Genomic DNA, 23,480 nt, shown 5'->3' with positions numbered 1-23,480 from the left:
CTGGCTACAGGATAAAATGGTGAAAATATAATATTTTTAAACAAATTCATAGATGTAAATTTAGGATTTTGATACTTTGACTGATATAGCGTTTTCAAATGAGATTTTAAACAAGAATTGGTTATTTACTAATAGTAAAAAGTCCAGCAAACCTTCTTACCTGTTGCCTATTCCCTATTCCCTATTCCCTAGCGCGTAGCGCTATAACTGAAATTGCTTCACAGTCGATAACTAAAATATCTCCGATACAATTCACATAGAGGCATGACTAAATTACCTTGAAACTTTACTAATCCCATACTGCGTAATTTGAATCCTTCTTTTGTGCCTATAGGTATAGGGTAATCTATAGTAATAATTTGTTTAATTGCTGTTAATAACTCTGGATTTTCTTCCAGATTATTTAAGTGGCGACGTAGGTGGTCACAATAGGGGCCTTCTTCTGTCGGAGCAACCTGTAATAGCTTTTCTAATGTTATTCTTCCCCGAGCAATTTGATAGAGAGCTTGACGTACTAAATAAGGATGTCCTCCTACCATTGCCATTAATTCTTTTATCTGTTCTGAAGACAATTCTAAATGATGTAATTTTACTAAATTTTCTACTTCTTCCCAGTTGAGTTCTCGTAACTCTATGGGCAAACCGACATTAAAAGGTGACTGATTAATATTTAGAGGAATATAAACTTCTTTTGAATGTACAATTACTAACCTTAATTTTTGCCAAACTACTTCATTTTTACCACGTTCATGCCAAGTCCTGAGCAAAGCAAAAAAGGAAGTAGCAATTTCTGGGTGTTGAAAAACTTGGTCTACTTCATCTAACCCTAAAACTAAAGGAGTAGAAATTTCTGAAAGTAGATATCTTTGAAAATAATTTGTACATTTATTTTTACTTCCTAATACTCCTTGCCAATATTCCGATAATTTTTCTTCTAGATTCAGTTCATTAGTAATACTGGCACAAAACCACTTTAAAAATAAATCAAGATTAGTCAAAAAGTCCTCATCTGCTGACTGAAAATTTAAACAAGCTTTACAATATCCTTGCTGTTCAGCATAATTCAAAATTCTACTCATTAAAGAAGTTTTTCCCATCTGTCGAGGTGCTTTAACTCTAATCAAAGCTCCCGGATTCATAATAGTTTCATAACACTCTGACTCTATGGGCGATCGCTCTATATAAAAGGGAGAATAAAGTGCTACTTGACCAGAGGGAGTATCCAGTAATAGCTCCTTTTCATTGTGTTGGAAATTGATTGGGGTTTGAGTCCCCATCCACTTCTTCTTCCCCCCTTCTTCTTCCTTCTTCCTTCTTCCTTCTTCCTTCTTCCTTCTTCCTTCTTCAAATAGCTCCTTTTCATTGTGTTGGAAATTGATTGGGGTTTGAGTCCCCATCCACTTTTTCCTTCTTCCTTCTTCCTTCTTCCTTCTTCCTTCTTCAATTTGTGAATTACCTGGTTGTGTAACATCAAAATTAAGAGGTTGTGAAATAATCGCTGTTTTTGATTTTTCCTGCTGAATGCTTAATTCAGTTAATTCTAATCTAACTTTTTGGAGAGACTTCTCTAAATCTTCTAGAGTCAATTTATCCTCTGATAGTTGTTGATTAATGACCTCTAAAAAGTCACATTCAAAAATTTCTTCTACTAATTGATTCTGACGCATTTGTTGCATAAAATTAACAGCTACTAAATTTAATAACCCTCCCACATCTCTTTGCAGCTTTTCTAAATATCCATCTGGTTCATCTCCCTGGAGTAAAACCCGAATAAAACTTTGGCATAAATTCTTAATTTCATCTACAGGAGGCAAAGGAATTAACAAACAACTAATATCTTCTGGAAAACTTCTAATATATTCTGTTTGATTGATTTTTTTAATTCACTTCTCAACTGAGATATTTTACGATTCACCCAACCCAAATTTTCTCGTTTTTGCTCAGAATGAAATGGTGAATATTGAACTATTGTCGGAAAAGAACCACCAATCTGATTTCTATATTCAATAGCAATTTTTTCCTGTGCCTTTAATAGCGACATACTGACAGTTTTGTAAAACTCATAATTCACAGAATTGCTATTTTGCTGAAGGCGGTCTACAAATAATTGTAGACAGTTTTGAAAAATACTAAAATCGCAATTTTTATACTGACAAATCAAACCAATAGTTATCTTTAATAAAATCCAATTTAATATTCCAGAAATCGGTTCAATATTACCCTGTAATCCTCGTAAAGCAACAGCAGCATCCGAGTAACGCTGTCTCCAATTAACCATAACCATTTTTGTTAAAAAATTAGCCAGCTTTTCACTAATATTAGGAGCTAATTTTTGCAAGTCTATTTCACCTAATTCATCTTGGATAAAATTCCTGGGTGTAACTCCTGTCAAAGCTTGAATTGCAGTAATACCAACAGCATAAATATCACTAGCAAATTGTGGTCTTCCTTGTGCTTGTTCCACAGGCATATAACCAGGAGTACCTACTGCAATTGTACTACTAGATTTTCCCTGAGAATTAACTACAATATTACTTACTTCTTTAACCGCACCAAAGTCAATTAACATTAATTTTTGGTCGCGGTCTCGTCGCATAATATTCCCTGGTTTAATATCTCGATGAATTACCCCATTTTGATGTACAAAAGCTAAAACTTCTAAAATTTCTGACAAAAAATTTAGCACCTTAGCTTCACTCCAAGGCTGACTCATTTCTGTGGTTAAATCATGACCTATTATTAGTTCTTGAACTAGATAAAATTCTTGATTATGCTCAAAATAAGCATACAAAGTAGGAATTTTATCGTATCTACTAAGTCGGTTGAGAATTTGACCTTCTTGCTCGAATAATCTTTGGACTTGTTGATACTTAATAGTCGGTTTTAGTCGTTTAACAACACGCTGAGGTTTAGGATTTTCTGGTATATCTATATCTTCAGCAATATAAGTTTCTCCAAACCCGCCTCCACAACCTAATTGTTCTACAATTTTGTAATGTTGTCTGAGAGTTTGACCAATTAAAGAATTATTTTCAGACATTTTTATTTGTGATTTTGAGTTGAATTTATTAAATGACTTAGCCAGTTATATCATGTCCGGTTGAATACTTATAAATAACGACGGAGGAGTAAGGTAGGGGAGCCGTCATTAGGGCGACGTACAGGAGAAAAAAAGAAGGAAGAGAAGAAGAAAGTTTTTTATCACACTATAAAACGGACATGATATTACTATCTTATCACCAGCTCAAAGAGAGATTAGATTTTTTGTAGGAGTAAGTCAAAAATTAAAATTGTTAACACACTAGGTTGTTAAACTAAGCTCCCCTAATATAGACAAGGTGCAAGAAATATTAGGCAAGATATTCAATAATTGATAATTGATAATGGATAATTGATAATTACCTCTCCCTAAAACGGATAGGATTGAATAAAAGGAAAAAATTTATTCTCTTGGTCTATTGGATATGGCGAGGAAACCCGCTCTTATCAGAGCCGCTCCGCTTTATATGTTGGGGAGCAAAACGCCATCCCACCCTACGGGAAGCTGCGCTACGACCGCTTTTTTCCCCTTGAAAGGGGAGGCTTTAAACCTGAATTATTGAATTATTGAATTATTGAATTATTAATTATTCAGTAAAAAATTAAAAGTCAGATAAATTGATTATTTTTGGATAGTAATTTATTGAACATTCAGTTTTGCCAAAGGTATCTTATGAAATATAGTTTACTTGTAATTGCTTCATGATACTGAAATATTGTATGTAAAATTATATTATGTATATATAAAAAATAAGTGTTAATTTATCGCATATTATTGCGGTATAAATTGATGGGAATATGAACAAAAATAATGTTACTCAATTAATCCAAATTTCAAGTAGTCCTTGAAGTTTAATTGATGACAAAAATATTTTAAAATAATTAACAACCGTAATATTACTATTGTCTATCAAAAGTTAGATCGGCTAGGATTATACTAGACTTTTGTAATAACTCCCATGATTCTAACTACTTCAGTAGATATTCCATTTCTCATCACAACTCTCAGACAACATTTAGGACTATCTAATTTTCAGTTTGCCAAATACTTAGGCATGGCATTCCAAATTGTCAATATATAAGGAAGTTTTAGACTTCTTCCTTATTAGGTTAATTTTCAATTTAGGACTTACGCATTGAAAAAATCAACTCAAAAGGAGATTTAATTACAATGGATAATTGACAATTGATAATTGATAATTAATCAATTCGGTTTAAAGCCTCTCCTTTTAAGGAGAAAAAAGCGGTCGAGAGATGGCGAGGTCTCCTCGCCATATCTAATCGACCAAGAGAAGAAATCTGATTTCCTTATATTCAATCAAGAGCGGTTTTAACCAGAGGTAATTATCCATTATTCATTATCCATTATCAATTGATGAACAGAGATATTTCACAATAAAAACCTTTGAATAAAAATCAAGACTGCCTCACTTCATCAATTAATGTTCGAGTTAACAACAATGAAAATCTATTCAATGCTGGAAAAATAAACCAGATATATAATGAACAAGAAAAAAGTAATTTTCTAGGAAATAATCAAACTATGTCAAATAATAATTTAACTGATTTACAAAAATAATTTGAATCTTTACAAAGAGCTTTTTTGAGTTCCGAAATAAACTGCTTAAAGTAGCTGAATCTTTCAGCGTACCGCCTCAACAACCACCGGATGAGATTGTCTCTATTTCTCAACTTAAATCTTTACTGGAAACTGTTGAGAAAGCAAAAGAAAAACAGAAGCTCAGAATGGAAATTAGACAGAAAGCATTAACAGTTTTGGAAGATGTTTTAAGACTGTCTCATCAAGATAATAATAATTTTCAGCCTTTACTAGAGTGTCAGAAAAAAGCCCAAGAACTTAAACAACAAGTTTTGGAAGGTGAAGTAGATATAGAAACTCAAACTTTGACTGATAAAATACATCCTTTTTCGGAACTGTTGAAGCTAATTTCAGGTACAGACGAACCGGAGCATATGAATCGATTGTTTGCTGTGGCCAAGTGGTTTGGTGAAGACTTGGCTACAGCCGCATTTACAGGAAAACTTACAGAATTAACAAAAGAGGCGATCGCTCCAACTCCAATAGAAGATTCCAAAGAACAGCAAAAACAAAATGTTGAATATCTATCAGAAAATGAGAATTTTGTCAATATAAATTCTCCTCAAGAAGCAGTACCATCAAGAGAAGAGGAAACTCTAGTAGAGATAATAACACCATTACCAAGCCCAGAAATAGTAGAGGAAAAAGAAGCCGAACCAGCTATTTACAACTACTCGTCAGAAAATACTGCACAAGCGATCGCTAAATTCATCAAAAATGATATCAAGAAAGAATACCCTATAGCTTTGCAGGATTTAATTTGGCAATTAATCCGCGAACAGCAACTCAGCTTTGCTTATAATTTGGTTTATGCTGTGGAGCAGCAATATCCTAATCTAGAAGAAAATCTGCCATCCTGGTTAATTCGAGCATTAGCCTTAAGTCAGCACTTGCAATCAAGTGATAGTAAAATTGCCTATCGTCTTAAAGATGATTTAGCTAACTATACCGAGACCGAAATCTCTGGAAAAAATGAAAACAACTATGCAGTTATGTTGATATTAGCTGCGGCATCACTACCTCCTGCATTACTAGCACCCGATACAGGTGCTTATAATATTCTTCAGCGACTGCCTTTTGGTGTTGCTCAACTCAATCAACTTTACAAATATTGCCAAGTCATTTCTGAATATGGAAAACAACATTTACCATTAGCACCGAAAATGCTGAAAAAAGCCACATCTCCAGCAGAACGACAAAAATCTTTAGAGCAGTTATATCAAAAGGTTGAGCATTGGTGGTCTCTAGCACAAACAACTTATGATATGAAGCATGGAGTGGCGAGAATAGTTTGGGAACATTGGCTAAAAACTGATGGGTTAGTCTATTGTTTGCTAAATCCAATTAGAACTAAGGATAGCAGTGCATCGGCAACTGTAGAAAGGCAAGTTAACAAGCTTTTAGATAAATCAAAAATCAAAGAAGAAGCACGACGTACAGAAAGTCAAGTTCGTACTGCACGACGAGGCAAACCTATTCCAGAAAAGATGATCGATCGCCTTTGCAAGTTCACTGATGAAGCCTTAGATTTAGCAAAAGAGTGGGTCGAATTACAACAAGAAGAACTAGAAGCTAACGAAAAGAACTACAATATTCAGCAGCAAGCAGAGCAGTTAGGACAAAAAATTTCTGGCGTTCAGGATAAGGCGATCGCCGAACTTAACGACTACGAAAAGGAAAAGCCTCCATTATTTGTTTTAGCTGGTATCTCTTGCTGCCGAAAAGCGATCGAAGATATCCGTGCTTTATTCGACCCAGACGAACCCTTACCCAGAGTCAAGGGGAACCCAGAACATATCATCCACGCTCCACTGTTAAAAATTTCATCTCTACCAATGAACGAACAGTGGGAACCAGATGTTTCTAACCAAGAAGAAATAATCAATGGCATTATCCAAACGGTTGCTAATGGGGATAAAACTTGGTCACAAGCATTTGAAGAGCGTTGCCAGCAACGAGACCACGAAGCGACAAAAAGAATTATTGAGTATCTTCGGGAACGCAGTTCGGAATCAATTAATATTGAGCAACTAGAACTGAAGCGAAATCATGCCATCAATGACTGTTGCACCTACTTGCTAGATAAAATCAAAAAAACGAGCAATACAGTTGAAGAAGCAGTAGCTTTTGGTTTACTCAGAGAAACAGAGCGACTTGATTATGCAAGTCAAATTGAAGCGGTCGCAAATGAGATAGAAACAGTTCTGCGTTTTTCTGCAAAAATTCAGCAACTTCATAGTATAGAGCAGGCAATTAGTAATAAACAATATGAAGAAGTCGATCGAATGCGCAATGAACTAAAAGAACAAGGAATAGAAAGTAATCATCCTGATTTTGACAGAATTAACACTGTCTTGGAGAAGGGAGATATCTTAACTGCTAATGAGTATATAGACATGGTGAAACAGGGACGACCAATTCTCGTTCCTGAAAACAAAAGAGATTATTTCCTTGATTTTTTTGACCAAAAATATACTGACATTGAAGATATCTTAGTCCCCACTTATGCTTCTAAAAATAAAAAGGATCAACTGATTGAGGACATTAGAAAAGGTAAAACTATTATTAAGTCTATGAGAATGCTACAGGGAAAGAACGCTAAAGGAGCAGGCGAAATACTTGAAATGTGGTTTTCGGTAGGAGGGAAAAAGCGAAGACTCACAGCAACAGATGTCAGTCAAATTTTGATATTTCTCGGTTTTCACTCTGTAATAGCTCAGATGAGAAATGCTGGAGAAAGAGAAGAATATATTTCGTTTGATGTCACAACTGAACTACTGCAAGATAAAAATCGCTGTCCTGTTCCAGTCTATGGCTCACAAACTAAAGGGAAATACCATATTTTCTGTGTGTGGGATAGACCTAATTTGGAAAACTTACTCAATGCTGTTGAGTCAAACTCTCAAACCAACCCAGTCCTGGTATTTTACTTTGGCAGAATCGGTTCAAAACAAGCACGACGGAAGTTAGCAGATTTATGTCGGGAGCGATATCGTCAATTTATAGTCATTGATGATATATTAATGCTATATCTGTGTACGATACTAGGCGATCGCCTACCAATATTGTTTGAATGTACCTTACCATTTACTTTCATAGAACCCTATAGCACAGAAGCAGGGTTAGTTCCACCTGAGATGTTTTATGGACGCGAGCGAGAACGAGAATCTATTCAGGACAAAATGGGGTCTTGTTTGATTTATGGCGGTCGCCAGTTAGGCAAAACTGTTCTGCTGCGCTACGTTGAGCGTGACTTTAATGATAAGAATCGCGACTGGAAAGCCCAGTTTATAGATATTAAAGAAGTCGGTCGCAAGCAACCTCTGGATGATATTTGGGACATTATGGGAGTAGAACTGGAGAAGCTAAAGGTTACAAATTCTCAAGATGCTAAATCTGAAGAGGATTTCAGAAACTTAGTTAAAAGCTGGTTAAATAAGAATAACCAACGGCGAATCTTACTGCTGTTAGATGAAGCAGATAATTTCCTGGAAGGAGATGCCAAAGAAGATTTTCCACGTTGTGATCGGTTGAGGAAGTTAATGCTGGAGACAGAAAGACGTTTTAAAGTTGTATTTGCAGGACTGCATAACGTCCAGCGCACGACTAGACAATCTAATCATCCATTAGCTCACTTTGGACAGCCTATTTGTATCGGTCCATTATTGAATAATGGTGAAATGCGGGCAGCAACGGCTTTAATTGAGCGTCCGTTAGCAAATCTTGGCTATCGCTTTGAGTCCCCAGATTTGATTTTTCGCATTCTCTCCCAGACTAATTATTATCCCAGTTTGATTCAACTCTACTGTAAACAGTTGCTCGAACATATTAATAACCCTGATTTTAAAAGTTTCGATCCCAAAACTAGCCCTCCCTATGCAATTGCTTCCGAGCGTGTTAAAGAAGCTTATGAAAATCAAAAACTGCGACAAGCAATTCGCGATCGCTTTAAGTTGACACTAAGGCTGGATAGACGGTATGAGGTTATTGCCTACGCTATTGCTTATGGAGCTTTGGAGTCAAAAAGAGGTATTACGGATGGCTTCGGAGTATCTTGGATTCAGGAACAAGCACTGGATTGGTGGCCAAAAGGGTTCCAAAGAAGCTCATCTTTAGATGATATTCGTGCTTTATTAGAAGAAATGGTTGGACTGGGAGTTTTGCGAGTTGTTAGTGAAGGCTATTTCACTTTGAGAAGTCCTAATGTAACTTTACTGATGGGAAGCCAACAAGAGATTGAGGCAGAACTCCTCAGAGAAGACCGCGAGATTCCCCTTGAATATGAACCTGCTACTTTTCGATCTGCTCTGAACGAAGATGATTTCCGGCGCAGTCCACTAACAGATCAACAGAAATCCACTCTTGAGAGTCAAACAAATGATGTTGCCCTTGTCTTTGGTTGCTCTGCTGCGGGACTAGAGGATTTGTCAGAATTTCTTAAGGCGGCAGTTGGTGATAAATTCTTAATTTGTCTAGATAGTCTTTCCTCTTTTGATGAGTTTAGCGTCCGCTTGCATGACCTTAAGCAACGAGAAAAAAATGGCACATCATTGTTTGTTGTCTCACCGACTTGTCCTTGGGATGAAAAATGGATTGATGAAGCTAGGGAGAAAGTTAAGAGATTGAAAGCCAAGACTTCATTTGCCAAGATTGTTTTTATGGGCAATTTTGTACAAGCATGGCAGTCGATTAGCTATAACTTGAAAGAAAGAGAACTTACAACTTTTACTCTTAAACCTTGGAGCGATGCAGCATTGCGACATTGGTTAGATGATTGTCACTTTGACAGCGAACCTACAATCAGGGAAAAGATTACTAATGTCACCGGAAATTGGTCATTTCTGCTGCAACAATTCTATCAACTAACTAATTCTGAACCTAGTCAATGGGAAGAGGCTTTAAATAATTTGGAACAGCAGTTACAAACTCCTGAATTTGTCAGGGAAGTATATCTATTAATGGGATTTGATGATTCCCAACCTCAACGACAACAGGTATTAAAAGCTTTAGCTAATTGGGAAAATGAAGCATCGGTTGAGGATTTAATTGTTCTTGTTGAGGACATTTCCCCTGAAATTGTTAATCAAACTCTCCAGTGGGCAGATTTACTCAGTCTTGCTACCCCAGTCGGTAGTAAAAATGATTGTAAAAACTACTGGCGAGTTGACCCCGTGGTGGGACGTATCTTGCAGGCAATAGAAAATTAACAGGACTTACGCAACATAAGAAAATATACACCATCTGTAGGGGCGAATGGCATTCGCCCCCTAAGAATAGCGTGTTGTTTAAGAAATTGCGTAAGTCCTGATTGATATTTATAGATGGCTTTGTTGCATGAAGGTAGCGATATAGCTGCCGCACTTGTTCCGCATATGTACAACAATAACGCGCGGAAACTGCTGTAACTATTGTCCAATAGATAAATCAAAATCCGGTTTAGGCGGTAATACAGAGCTAAATGTTTTGAATAAACAACAGGCGATCGCTCGCGACCTCCGCCAAAACTGGTTCGATACATTTTGGAATCATCCCAGTGTTGACCGAGACTACAAAGCCAAACTTATCGACACCCTAGAACGGTCAAAATTTGGTAGCAAACCATATACACCTTATCAGATATTTGTCAAGACTTTGTATGAATTCTTTAAAGAAGATACTATTGGAGAAGGAGGCGATCGCACAGCTCTGGACTTAGCAAGTTTCCAACAGGAAGGATATGAACGAGCGGTCAAATTATTAGAACGTCATCAAGCAGTAATGGTGGCAGACTCTGTAGGTCTGGGCAAAACTTACATCGCTTTGCGACTGCTGGAACATTATCTGGCCAAAGATAAACGTCTTGGTTATGTTCCCCGCGCCATAGTTATTTGTCCTGCTCAACTACGAGATTTAGTATGGCGTAAGAAATTAGATGAATTTGGGATTAAAGCGGATGTTGTTTCTCAAGAAGAAATTAGTCGCCAAGATTTTAATGTTCGTCGCTACACAAAACACGACATTATAGTAGTAGATGAATCTCATAATTTCCACAATTCTAATACAAATCGCTATGGCACTCTCCAAAAATTAATCGGCAGTGGTAAGCGGAATAAACGAGTAGTATTATTAACAGCAACTCCTATCAATAATAGTATTTATGACCTCTATCATCAGATGCTATTATTAACCCGCAACAGTGAAAATTATTATCGTGATTGGGGCATTCCTAACCTGAAAAGTTATTTTCAACTTGTAGATAAAGGTCGTTTAGATATTACTGAATTGTTGTTAGAAACAATGGTACGTCGGAGTCGTCGAGATGTAATTAAGCGTCAGGAAGCTGGAGAAAAAATTGAAATAGGAGGAAAAGAAATTAATTTTCCCAAACGCCAGTTAGAAAATTTCACTTATAACTTTGAAGACAGTTTTAAAGGACTTTATGCAGGTATTGCTAATCAAATTGACCAACTACATTTAGCACCTTATAATATCCGGGCATTTAAGAAAAGGAAAGACCAACAAGACCAAGCTAGAGTCAAGCGGAATCAAGCCTTAGTTGCTCTGATGAAAACCCTATATTTAAAAAGATTGGAAAGTTCATTAATTGCTTTTGAAAATAGTCTCAATTACCAAAGTAAATTTCAACAGAGATTTTCTGAATATCTGGAAAAAGGTAAATTGTTAGAAAGCAAAAAATTCCGCAAAATCTTGACAGTAGAAACAGATGAAACGGAAAATATCACAGTTGATGAAATTATTTCATCTTTAAACGAAGTTGACCCCAAACAATATCGTATTGATGAGTTAAAAACTGACATTAATTCAGACTTAAAAACTCTCAAAAATATCCTCCAACAGATTAAAAAAGTAGTTGAGAGCGCTAGAGATTATGACCGCAAGTTACAAGCATTCAAGGAACTGCTTCAAACTCAGTTAGTAGGACAAAAATTTCTAGTTTTTAGCTATTTTAAAGATACGGCGAAATATTTATACGCTGAATTATTAAAAGATGAGCAATGGTTAAATTCAATGCAGGTAAATCGAACTATAAATATTGATTTATTGACAGGGGATACAAAAAGTCAACAGCGACAAGAAAAAGTCAAGAAATTTGCACCTCTATCTAATTGTGAAAATGAGGAGGAAATAGCAGAATTTAAAAAACAAGAAATTGACATTCTTATTTGTACCGATGTCTTATCAGAAGGACAAAATTTACAGGATGCTGGAGTTTTAATTAATTACGACCTGCATTGGAACCCAGTGCGGATGATTCAAAGAGCCGGAAGGATTGACCGTTTAGGTACTAATTATCAAGAATTATTTATTTATAATTGTTTCCCAGAAGAAGGTTTAGAAGATTTATTAGGATTAGTTGAAAGATTACAGAAACGAATTGCAGATATTGATGAAACGGTGGGGTTAGACGGTAGTGTTTTAGGAGAAGTTATTTCTGATAAATCTTTAGAGGAATTGCGACGACTTAAGCAAGCAGAAACAGAGGCAGAAAAAGCTGCTATTTTAGAAGAATTAGAGTTAGCAGCAGATTTGATTTCTCTAGACGAAATGAGATTTCCTTTGGTGGAGTTTTTGCAACAAGTAGGGGCAGAAGCTGTGGAAGAAATTCCTTTGGGTATTCACAGCACTCGCACGGATATTCCTCAAGAATTAGATGGAATATTTCTAGCTTTTCGTACTGTAGAACAACATTTTTGGCATTTTTATCCGAGGATAAATGGAACTATTTCTACTAAATTGGAACATCGGATTAGTGAGAAGCGAAAAATCTTTAATTTGCTCAAATGTAAAGCTGAAGATTTTCCCCACCCAGACCAAATGAAACCAGTACCATTTGATGATGCTATTTTTGAAGTTTTGGAAAAGGCAGTGGATAATTTACTTAAAGATTTTAAACGGCAGCAAACTAACAGTAAGTTGAAGCCTAAATTAAGTACATTATTGAAGAAAATTCACTATGTTTTGACACAACAAAATACTGATGTATTAGACTTAGAATCTCAAACAGTTAAAAAGCGGATTTTGCAAGTAATTACCACAGAAAACCTGCGCAATATTGAACGAGAGATTAAGCCTATTTGGCAGAAATATGTTGATAGTTATGACTTAAATAGGTTAGTCTCTGACTTAGATGAACTTTTTGTTGATTCAGACCTTTATTATCAACTTGAAGAAGAAGAAAAATCAAATCCTCTGGAAATGATAAAAGCAGAAGATATTCAGTTAATTTGTTATGAGTGGTTTAAACCTGGGTAGTTCACTGGGTGACAAGGGATTGGGGGAGTGGGGGAGTGGCTCACACGGATTATGGCACGGATACACGGATAGGTCAGTAGGGACGTTGCATGCAACGTCCGTACAGGGAGTGGGGGAGTGGGGGAGTGGGAATGTTCTCCTCTCAATGTTGAAGAAATATCCCAAATTTCTGTTCAGTTTCCAGTGTTCCCTCTTCAATTTACCGAATAATTAATAATTAATAATTATTAATTAAATAATTCAGCTTACTCTGCTGACCCTTGGCTGCGCCGCGAGCTGTCGCTCTACAAGGGAAAAAAAAGAAATAATATTTCCGGCGTTGCTGAATGGTAATGATTTTTAGATTAAGTATCAACGCAAAACATAAGTTTTTCAATTTTACCTTCAGCTACTTACCATTACATTTCAGCAACGCCATATTTCCTTATATTCAATTCCGTAACGGTTTTAACCAGAAGTAATTATCCATTATCCATTATCCATGATCCATTATCCATTAATGAAACCTACCATCTACTTCGCTAATTAAGCAAACAGGATATTACTATAGAATATCATCAAGAAAATTATGTTTTTTATTCCTGCTGCAATATTTATGAGCGATCGCCGTTACTTTTTAAAATTTCTAGGTCTAAGTTTATTGACAACTCAACTCGCTGCGATAAATAAGCGATCGCTCCGGGTTGCTTCAGCAGTATCCCCCCAACCTATCCTCAAACCACCCCGTCTCAAAGTAGGCGATACCGTAGCAGTAGTTAGTCCTGCCACTATGATTTATAAAAATCAACTCAAATACGTCAATTTGGTTTTAGGGCAACAAAAATTAAAAGTAAAAGTTGGCACCCACGTTCTCGATCGCTATGGATATTTAGCAGGTAAAGATATAGACCGCGCAGCAGATATTAATGCTATGTTTGCGGATGACGAAGTAAAAGCATTAGTAACAACTACAGGTGGTTGGGGTAGTAGTCGCATCTTGCCATTATTAGACTATGACTTAATTCGGAAAAATCCCAAAATTATCATTGGTTACAGTGATATTACTGCTCTGTTATTGGCAATATACGCACGCAGTGGTCTGGTGACATTTCACGGTCCCTTTGGTACATCTTACTGGAATAAATTTTCTGTGGGTTATCTCAAAAGTATACTGTTTGAAGGAAAGGCGATGACCTTGCAACCTCCCACGAATATTGTGGAAACTATTACGAGTGGAAAAGCACAGGGGCAACTTGTGGGGGGAAACTTGTCTGTATTAACAGCGATGGTGGGGTCTAATTTTTTGCCAGACTGGCGAGGGAAAATTTTGTTTGTGGAGGAAATAAGAGAAGATATTTATCGGGTAGACCGGATGTTGACTCATTTGAGTTTAGCTGGCATTTTGCAGCAGTTGGAGGGTTTTGTATTTGCGCAATGTACTAGATGTCTGGATGAGGAGGATAATTTTCCCACGTTAACTTTATGGCAAGTTTTGGTAGACCGTATTCGACCTCTAGGTATTCCTGCTTGGTATGGTACGGCGATCGGTCATATTCGGGATAAATTTACAGTACCATTGGGAGTAGAAGTGGAGATAGATAGCGATCGCGGTACGATTAAAATGTTAGAAACTGCGGTGGTTTAGGGAATGGAGATTGATAAATACAGGACTTATATTATGTCCGGATAATCTGTAGAGGGCAAATGCCATTTCCCCCTACTAGATATGCTAGTTCTGTGTAAGTCCTGTTGAAGTAATTTTAAAAATTCTCAACAGATATTATCATAACTTACTCAGTTACGCTGCCGCTAACACACCCTACTGGCGTGACACGCCTAAAATGGTGCAATAGTAGGGGCGGGTTCCGCGTTAAGTTAATGGTTTTACCCAGGACCTGGTAAACCCGCCCCCGCATCAATAATCTAATGTACAGTAGTAGGGGCGGGTTCCGCGTTAAGTTAATGGTTTTACCCAGGACCTGGTAAACCCGCCCCCGCACCAATAATCTAATGCATAGTTTTAGCTGTGTCAGTCCACTACCAAATCAAAATCAGAACTACCTATGATAAGTTTTATTGTATCTCCATCAGATGGATCGAAATTTTGAATTAACGCAAATCCTTCACCGTACGAACTAAACTGTAGAAAATCGATCTGAGCTTAATATCTTGATATTGGATTAACCAATACTGGCGCTCTCGGCGCAGCTCACTATTCCCTCGGCAGTAAATGCCTCTGGGAATTTCTTTCTAATTATCGCATATACTACCATTAACGTCGTCATTATTGAAGTCAGGACCTGGCAAACTTAAAAAACTGGGTCTGGGAGTTACACCAACGCCATAAATGTCTTTCTCTCCTTCCCCATATCCCAAAATTACATCGCTACCGGGAGTACCAGTAAAACGTGCAGAGCGTTGTTCAAATTGCCCATATTCTCTATAGTGAGCTTGACCTGTGGGAAAAACACCGTTATTAACTGCCTCAGCTACACCAGAATTTTGTCCCAAATAGAATGAATCTACAAAACTGGTAGTCTGCAAATTTTCTATACTACCAACTTGGATAAAATGAGAAAATCCACTTACATAAGTACCTGTTTATATCTGTGATGCTACATCATTATATTTTTGTAGGTAAAAAGTTTCATCATAGTCAGGACTTGTATTGTTGCGTCCCTCTTCATAACCATAATTAATGAAATGTTCTAGTCCTGACGCGAATATGTTTGTTTGTAGAATATTGGCTACATCAGGATTATTTTCTAAGTAGGTTGTTTCGTCATAGTAATGGGAAACTTTTGTGCGTCCTTCTGTTAAACCATAACGTTGAAAATGATCTAATCCTGATGTTACTAAACCTTGAGTAATTGCTGCATTAATACCTGGATATTGTTGTAGATAATATTCCTCCTCAAAAATATCAAAGTTCATTGAATTTATCCTCTGTAATGTATGTAGTGCGGGCATCTTGTCCGCGATGGGTTACCTAAAAATGGAATGTGCTGTATCTTAATTCTTATGTTGATTCACCAAATCCGGAAATGTTTTTACCGAATAATTAATAATTATTAATTAAATAATTCAGCTTTATCAAAATAACATGGGTCTAAAACCCCGCCTTTTAAGGTGTAATATTTTTGGAGCGGGGCTTAAATCCCCGTTACAAAAATAACTTCTGACTTCTGACTTCTAACTTCTGACTTCGTTAATAGCCTCCCCTTTCAAGGGGAAAAAAGCGGTCGAGGGATGGCAAGAAGACCTCGCCATATCCAATCAACCAATCGACCAAGAGAAGAAATAATACTTCCTTATATTCAATTCCGTAACGGTTTTAAGCAGAGGTAATTATCCATTATCCATTAATGAAAACTGTTCCCTATTCCCTAGCGCTACACACTATAAAATTTCATCATCAATTGAAAAATCTACTTCTTTTTTGTCACGACCAGAGGCGATAAAATCATTTTCAAATGAATCTTTTAACCCAGAAACTAAATCAAATTTTGGCTGCCAATTTAATTCTGTCATTGCCTTATTTATACTGGCAAAGAAATGTTGAGTTCGTAATGGAAAGGCTTTCTTTTTTCCAAAGTCAAATTGTTTCGGGTCGTAATGTACTAACTTAATAGAATCAGGAGATTTTCCCGCAGCTTCAGCACAAGCACGAGCTAAACCATCAAAAGTGACATAACGCTCTCCAGAAACATTATAAATTTGTCCAATTGCTTTGTCATTTCCTAATACATTTGCCATTGCCATTGCTAAATCTTTGACATGACCTAATTGAGTAATATGAAGTCCATTTCCCGGAATAGGAATCGGGCGATCGCGTACAATTCTGTCAAAAAACCATGCTTCTAGATCGTTATAGTTTTGTGGTCCATAAATATAAGTAGGGCGAATTGAAGTCCAGGGTAAACCTTGATTTGTTAATTCTGTTTCTGTTTCATATTTACCTAAATGACGACTTTTTGGGTCTATAGCATCTCCTTCAATATGAGGCATTTGGTCAGACTTTAAATAAACCCCCGCAGAACTCATATAAATGAAATGTTGTACCTGGTCTTTGAAGATTTCAGCTAAAGGTTTTGTATCAGTTAATTTTCGTCCGTTATTATCAAAAATAGCATCAAATTTTTCCGATGCTAATTTTTCTTTAAGTTGAGTAGCATCCGTGCGATCGCCATGAATTTCTTTAACTTCTGGCACTGGACTTGGTTTATTACCACGGTTAAATAGTACCACTTCATGTCCTTGTTCTACTAGAATTTTAGTTAAATAGACTCCAATAAATCGAGTCCCACCCATAATCAGTATTCGCATTTTTCCTCTTGTTCGCCAACAACTAAATTATTTCATCATACCCATTTACTAAACCAAAAGTCAAAAATTAAATTCCATGATTAGTTTTAGGGACATAAACAACCTTGATTTTTGATGTTTTAATATCATGTCCGCTGGGGCGCGTTTGTGTAAAATCAAGGGTGAATATCTACAGGAAATTTACGTTTTTTCACACTTTTAAGCCTTCTTCCCTCTTCCCTCTTCTTTCTTCTTTCTTCCTTGCTTCACTATACAATACCGATGCTACCGGACATGATATAACTTGATTAAATCCCTCAAAACGTTTAAGCCAAGAGACATCTCCAATAATAAAAAATCAAATCAATTATCCCACATAAATTATCAATTATTTCCCCTTACCCCCTACCCCCTTTTCCCCTCCTGGGAGTAGGGCTGTTTCATTCTTGATAGACACGGGGACACACCAGACACACCAGACACGGGGATGAAGGCTTTTAAGCGGCGTTGAACCAAATATTCTCTTAGAGCTTAAAGACGCTTATTGGCGCTCAAAATCGGCAAATTTTGGCAAATTTCACTGTTCCACTATCTCCATTACTCCCATTCTCCCGCTCATCCTTAATCTACAATACTTTGAAACAGTCCTGTCTCCTGGGAGGGGAGGGGCGAGGGTGGGTCCCTACTCTCTGTTTTGGAGGAGATGTCTAATAATACTGAAATTCCAGATAAATATAGCAATCAGGAATCAGATATGAGAATTGAGGTATTACTTTCAAGCATAGAATATAGCAGTTATCTTAATTCTTATGTATTCGTTTCTTCCCTGTTCTCTATTCCCTATTCCCTCCATACCTAAAACAACAGTATCCAATATCTCACAACTAAAATCATATTGCTATATTAAATTTTAAGGAATAGGGAGGATGGAAAATGGAAGAACCTATAACTAGAGTTATAAATTCATATTTATCTTTTTCTTTATGGGTTTAATACCCCACCGTCACTTGCGGTGCCTACAATTGGTTGGGGATAGTCAACGACCAGGCACTTCCTGTCTACAAACCCACCCCATCCACTTTTTTATTCTTCCTTCTTACTTGTTACCGAAAAATTCAGGTATAAAGCCTCTCCATTCATGGAGAAAAAGCGGTCGTTAGCGGAGCTTCCCGTAGGGTGGGATGGCGTTTGCTACCGCAAAGCTTTCCGTTCCGGAATGCTACCGCAAACGCTAACAGCGGAGCGGCTCTGATAAGAGCGGGTTTCCTCGCCATATCCAATCGACCAAGAGAAGAAAAAATCCTTTTATCCAATCCTCTTAAGTTTATAAGAAGAGGTAATTCTAAATTCTTAACTTTAAATTCTTAATTCTTGAATTCTTCCTTCTTCAAAATGATTAAAGGCAATTCAATGAAATTATCTATAAACGTATCAAATTAATTTAAAAATTGCTATTCTAAGTATAGCATTTTAATTTTTGTTTCGACAATTTAAAAGTCATAGCAATCTCAGGGTTAATTTACTTATGTCTACTCAATATTTAGATAATTCAAATAAAAATAAATATCGAAAAGCTTCCCTACGCAAAGTTTTTGTATTACCTATTGTGCTGCAAATAATGTTTGCTGTAGGTTTGACCGGATGGCTTTCATTACGCAACGGACAAAAAGCAGTCAATAATGTTGCTAGTCAATTACTAAATGGAGTGACAACTCGTGTTGATGAACATTTAGAAAACTACCTAGCAATTTCTCCTTTGATTAATCAAGTTAATAGAGATGCTATTCGTCTCAAGAATTTAGATGTAGAAAATCTCTGGGATTGGCAACCATATTTAGTCAAACAAATGCAACTATTTCCAAATATTAGTAGTATTAGTTTTGGCTCTACAAAAGGAGAAACAGTATGGTTATTTAGATTAGAAGATCGAAGCTTACAATTAGGAATTAGCGATTATTTAACAGCAGGAAATATAGAACAATATACTATCAATCAACAGGGAAATATTATCCAACCACCAATTAAAAGTTTTCCATACGACCCCAGAAATAGACCTTGGTATCAAGCTGTTATTGAAGCAGGAAATCCTACCTGGAGTAAAATTTATCCTTGGATAGATGGAAATGGTTCCACTGTAAATTTTGGTATTTCTAATGGGTTACCTTATTATGATGAAAAAGGTATTCGTCAAGGTATACTTAATGTACATTTAACTCTTGATAAAATCAGTCAATTTTTAAGCAAGCTAAAAATAGGTAAATCAGGAAAAGTATTTATTGTCGAACGCTCTGGATTAATAGTAGCCACATCCACTTCAGAAGAGCTATTTATGACTACAGATAATGAACAAAATTTACAACGACTGCCAGCATTAGAAAGTAGTGTACCTATAATTCAAGCTTCAGCTCAATACTTACAAAAAACCTTCTTTGGCCTGACTAAAATAAATCAAAGTCAACAGCTAAGTTTTGAATTTAATAATCAACGTCACTTCCTAGAAATCAAACCTGTAACATACGGTTTAGGTATTGACTGGATTATTGTAGTAGTAGTTCCAGAAGCAGATTTTATGGAGGAAATTAATATTCAAAGACGCAATACAATTTTATTATGGTTAGTAGCTTTAGGATTAGCAATACTTGGTGGAATTTTAACCTCTAGATGGGTAATTATACCAATTATTAGTTTAAACAAAGCAGCTAAGAATTTTGCTGAAGGAAATTGGCAACAAAAAGTAGATATTAAACACTCTGACGAACTAGGAGAATTAGCCAATTCATTTAATACAATGGCTGTGCAATTACAAGAATCATTTAGTACCTTAGAAGCTAAAAATTCTGATTTACAAAGATTAGATAAACTTAAAGATGAATTTTTGGCAAATACATCTCACGAACTTCGTACTCCTCTGAATGGAATGATTGGAATTGCTGAATCAATGTTAGATGGAGCAACAGGAAAATTATCAAAAACACAGCAAAAAAACTTATTAATGATTGCTCAAAGTGGTCATAGACTTACAGATTTGGTCAATGATATTCTTGATTTTTCTAAATTAAAACATCAAAATCTGGAGTTGCAGTTAAAACCTGTAGGCATCAGAGAAATAACAGAAGTAGTTGTCACTCTTTGTCAATCTTTAATAGGTTCTAAAAATTTAGAGTTAATTAATTCTATTCCTGTTGATTTACCTGCGGTTTATGCTGATGAAAATCGCCTGCATCAAATTTTATATAACCTGATTGGTAATGGGATTAAATTTACAGATACTGGAAAAGTAGAGATATCGGTAGAGATTATCGACCGACAACAAAATTCGCAGTTCAATAGTCAGCATCCAATCCTCCAAAACCAACAATTAGCAATTACTATTTCTGATACTGGTATTGGTATTGCAGAAGATAAACTAGACAGAATATTTGAATCATTTGAACAAGCTGATGGTTCTACAGCTCGTGAATATGGAGGTACTGGTTTAGGTTTAGCAGTTACTAAAAAACTGGTGGAATTACACGGAGGAAATATTTGGGTTAAATCTCAAATTGACATAGGTTCTCAATTTACTTTTACTCTGCCAATATCTACAGAAATTGCTATTAGTAATAATTCCTATATATCAAAATTTACAGATGCTAATAATCTAGCTATAACTGAAGAAACAGAAGAAGAAATTGTGATTCAAGAAGAGTCAAAAGATGATGCTATCAAATCACTAGAAACCGACAAAAAGTTTAAAATTATGATTGTCGATGATGAACCAGTAAATTTACAGGTACTCGTCAATATTTTATCCCTCGAAAATTATTCCATAGTTCAAGCAATAAATGGTATAGAGGCTTTGAAAATAATTGAACAAGGTTTTCAGCCCGATCTAGTTTTATTAGACGTAATGATGCCAAAAATGACTGGTTATGAAGTTACACAAAAATTACGACAAAATTTCTTGCCTAGTGAGCTACCAATTCTAATGTTAACTGCTAAAAATCAAGTTTACGATTTAGTAGAAGGATTAAATGTTGGTGCTAATGATTATCTGACTAAACCAATTTCTAAAAATGAACTAAATGCTAGACTAAAAACTCATTTGAGACTATCTCAAATCAACAGTTCTTATAGTAGATTTGTGCCTTACGAATTTCTCAAGTTCCTCAAAAAAGACTCTATAATTGACGTGGAATTAGGTAATCATGTCAGTAAAAAAATGGCAGTAATGTTTTCTGATATTCGCTCCTTTACCGCTCTTTCAGAAACAATGACACCCCAAGAAAACTTTAACTTTGTTAATTCATATTTAGGGCGTGTCAGTCCAAAAATTAGAGATAATTCTGGATTTATAGTTAAATATTTAGGAGATGGAATGATGGCTGTATTTCCCAATGGAGCAGATGATGGTGTCAAGGCAGGTATTGCTAAAATCAAAGAAGTTGCAGAATACAATATTATTAGGAAAAATCAAGGTTATAAACCCATTTCCATTGGCATCGGTATTCACTTTGGACAAATGATGGTAGGTATAGTAGGAGAAGAAGCAAGAATGCAAGGTGATGCTTTTTCAGATAGTGTAAACTTAGCTTCTCGTTTAGAAGGATTAACAAAAATTTATGGCGTTTCTATCATTATTAGTGAAGCAGTATTTGATAATTTAGTAGATGCAAATCAATATCAAATTAGATTTTTAGATCTAGTCCAGGTAAAAGGGCGGAATCATCCCATTAAAATTTATGAAGTTATGGATGGAGAAACCGAATATTTGCTAAACTTGAAAAGAAAAGTTCAACTCAATTTTTCCCAAGGAGTTTTACATTATCAACAACAAGAATTTACCATGGCAAAGGAATATTTCCAGAAAGTATTAACAGTAAATCCAAATGATAAAGTGGCGGAAATTTATTTAGAACGAGTTAATAATTTTTTATCAGAGGGTATACCTACAAACTGGCAAGGAGTTACAATCTGGAATCAAAAATAATCGGCGTTGCTCAATAGCGTGTATGATATTAATCGCGCATTACTTAGCAGTCAACCCACCCCTCGCCCCTCCCCCGACCGTGGAGGGGAAGGGAAGTCAACCCACCCCTAACCTCTCCCTGGAGGGAAGAAAGAAGAAAAAAGAGGAATAGTCAGGATAAATTTTTTGTTTAACTGGCGCACAACGCACGTTAACGCTGCGCCACAGGTCAAGCGCAGCATTCCGCACCTAAAACCTGTAAGCGGAACGGAGTTCTATCTCTCTCTAATCCAGACATGATATCATACCTCAAATCACCAACGCCCAATAATCAAAAACTTGAGCAAATTGTATCTGTATAATTGAAGAAATTAGCGATCGCTATCATGCCAAAGTTACCACTAAACCCTTTATTTTGCCAACCCTCACCAAAACTCCCCTTACGATTCATAGTAATTGTCCCATTTGTGCTGCAAATCATAGCAACAGTAGGATTAGTGGGATATCTTTCATTTACAAATGGTAAGCGCGCTATCAAGGACCTAGCTAATCAGTTACAAGACGAAATTACAGCTCGTATTCAGCAGAAACTGAATATTTTTCTAGATACTCCTCACTTGGTTAATCAACTGAATGTAAATGCTATTCGTCTTAATCAACTTAATCTTCAAGAAATTAATGATGTAGAGCGTCATTTATGGCAACAAATTCAATCTTTTGATTCCATTGGTGTCATTGGTATTACATCTACATCAGGATCTATGATCGCAGTCAGTCGCCAAGATAATAATAAATTTAATATCATCATTACAGACGAATCTACAGAAGGAGAACTACAGGAATATGCTACCAACGCTCAAGGGGTGCGGACTAATCTTACAAAAGTAGTTCCAGAATACGACTTTCGTCTGCGACCATGGTATCAAGATGGCATAGCTACAGGTAAAGCAGGTTGGGGTGAGATGTTTAAATCCCTCATTGATGAAAGAGTAGAAATTATGGCAACTCAACCTGTCGTTAATAATGATAATAATGCGATCGCCTTAGTCTCTGCTACTCTCACTCTTTCTCAACTTCATGACTTTCTCAAACAGCTGAAAATTAGTAAATCTGGGGAAGCTTTCATTTTAAATCGTTATGGACAATTAATAGCTAGTTCCGCCACTTCTGAATCTTTTATTAAAAACAATGGGAATCTAGAATTAATTGACGCTTTCAACAGTAACGATCCTTTAGTTAATTCCGCCAGCCAACATCTGAAAGACAGGTTTGAGGACCTCAATCAAATCTAAAGCAATTTATTACTGAACTTTGATATTAATGGTCAACAACAATTTTTACAAGTTGTACCTTTTA

The 23,480-nt window shown here is 36.1% G+C and carries 12 protein-coding genes; 7 read left to right on the top strand and 5 right to left on the bottom strand.

All coding sequences use genetic code 11. The features are described from left to right. Positions 1 to 218 precede the first annotated feature (218 nt). Positions 219 to 1,826 (bottom strand): AAA-like domain-containing protein, encoded by a 1,608-nt coding sequence (locus SAGCYANO_RS21245; protein WP_237396466.1) that lies wholly within the window; start codon positions 1,824 to 1,826, stop codon positions 219 to 221. Further along, the gene (locus SAGCYANO_RS21240) at positions 1,820 to 3,040 is read right to left on the bottom strand and encodes a serine/threonine-protein kinase (RefSeq protein ID WP_202221880.1); all 1,221 of its coding nucleotides are present in this window, start codon (positions 3,038 to 3,040) and stop codon (positions 1,820 to 1,822) included. Before SAGCYANO_RS21240 ends, SAGCYANO_RS21245 begins: the two co-directional genes overlap by 7 nt. Positions 3,041 to 3,998: 958 nt before the next feature. Here SAGCYANO_RS21240 and SAGCYANO_RS47875 point away from each other — a divergent pair. The 5 genes from SAGCYANO_RS47875 to SAGCYANO_RS21220 all read left to right on the top strand — a co-directional run bounded on the left by SAGCYANO_RS47875 (position 3,999) and on the right by SAGCYANO_RS21220 (position 14,516). Then, positions 3,999 to 4,121 carry a hypothetical protein gene (locus tag SAGCYANO_RS47875; RefSeq protein WP_255502638.1) on the top strand — a complete coding sequence of 41 codons (123 nt, stop codon included), beginning with the start codon at positions 3,999 to 4,001 and terminating at the stop codon, positions 4,119 to 4,121. Positions 4,122 to 4,444: 323 nt separating this feature from the next. Next, positions 4,445 to 4,618 (top strand): hypothetical protein, encoded by a 174-nt coding sequence (locus SAGCYANO_RS21235; RefSeq protein ID WP_202221879.1) that lies wholly within the window; start codon positions 4,445 to 4,447, stop codon positions 4,616 to 4,618. A gap of 167 nt (positions 4,619 to 4,785) precedes the next feature. Beyond that, positions 4,786 to 9,846 carry an AAA family ATPase gene (locus SAGCYANO_RS21230; RefSeq protein WP_202221878.1) on the top strand — a complete coding sequence of 1,687 codons (5,061 nt, stop codon included), beginning with the start codon at positions 4,786 to 4,788 and terminating at the stop codon, positions 9,844 to 9,846. Positions 9,847 to 10,102: 256 nt separating this feature from the next. Next, entirely contained in the window at positions 10,103 to 12,892 is a 2,790-nt protein-coding gene (locus SAGCYANO_RS21225; RefSeq protein ID WP_237396464.1) for a DEAD/DEAH box helicase, read from the top strand. A 568-nt stretch (positions 12,893 to 13,460) separates the two neighbouring features. Then, positions 13,461 to 14,516 (top strand): LD-carboxypeptidase, encoded by a 1,056-nt coding sequence (locus tag SAGCYANO_RS21220; RefSeq protein WP_237396462.1) that lies wholly within the window; start codon positions 13,461 to 13,463, stop codon positions 14,514 to 14,516. A 605-nt stretch (positions 14,517 to 15,121) separates the two neighbouring features. Here the strand turns inward: SAGCYANO_RS21220 and SAGCYANO_RS21215 are convergent. From SAGCYANO_RS21215 to SAGCYANO_RS21205, 3 genes are all read right to left on the bottom strand, one after another. After that, entirely contained in the window at positions 15,122 to 15,382 is a 261-nt protein-coding gene (locus SAGCYANO_RS21215) for a hypothetical protein (protein ID WP_237396460.1), read from the bottom strand. 90 nt (positions 15,383 to 15,472) lie between these two features. Then, positions 15,473 to 15,805 carry a hypothetical protein gene (locus SAGCYANO_RS21210; RefSeq protein ID WP_202221876.1) on the bottom strand — a complete coding sequence of 111 codons (333 nt, stop codon included), beginning with the start codon at positions 15,803 to 15,805 and terminating at the stop codon, positions 15,473 to 15,475. Positions 15,806 to 16,270: 465 nt separating this feature from the next. Continuing rightward, positions 16,271 to 17,197 carry an NAD-dependent epimerase/dehydratase family protein gene (locus tag SAGCYANO_RS21205; RefSeq protein ID WP_202221875.1) on the bottom strand — a complete coding sequence of 309 codons (927 nt, stop codon included), beginning with the start codon at positions 17,195 to 17,197 and terminating at the stop codon, positions 16,271 to 16,273. A gap of 1,504 nt (positions 17,198 to 18,701) precedes the next feature. Here SAGCYANO_RS21205 and SAGCYANO_RS21200 point away from each other — a divergent pair. Both SAGCYANO_RS21200 and SAGCYANO_RS21195 read left to right on the top strand, forming a co-directional pair. Then, a complete protein-coding gene (locus tag SAGCYANO_RS21200; protein WP_202221874.1) occupies positions 18,702 to 22,145 on the top strand; it encodes an ATP-binding protein in 3,444 nt (1,147 codons plus the stop codon). A gap of 446 nt (positions 22,146 to 22,591) precedes the next feature. Beyond that, on the top strand, positions 22,592 to 23,416 hold the full coding sequence (locus SAGCYANO_RS21195; RefSeq protein ID WP_202221873.1) for a cache domain-containing protein: 825 nt from the start codon (positions 22,592 to 22,594) through the stop codon (positions 23,414 to 23,416). Positions 23,417 to 23,480: the final 64 nt, after the last annotated feature.

It is taken from the genome of Okeania sp. KiyG1 (assembly GCF_014132355.1).
Classification (GTDB): Bacteria; Cyanobacteriota; Cyanobacteriia; order Cyanobacteriales; family Microcoleaceae; genus Okeania.
Note: the sequence above shows the minus strand (reverse complement) of the source record. Positions and strands in the feature narration are given on the sequence as shown.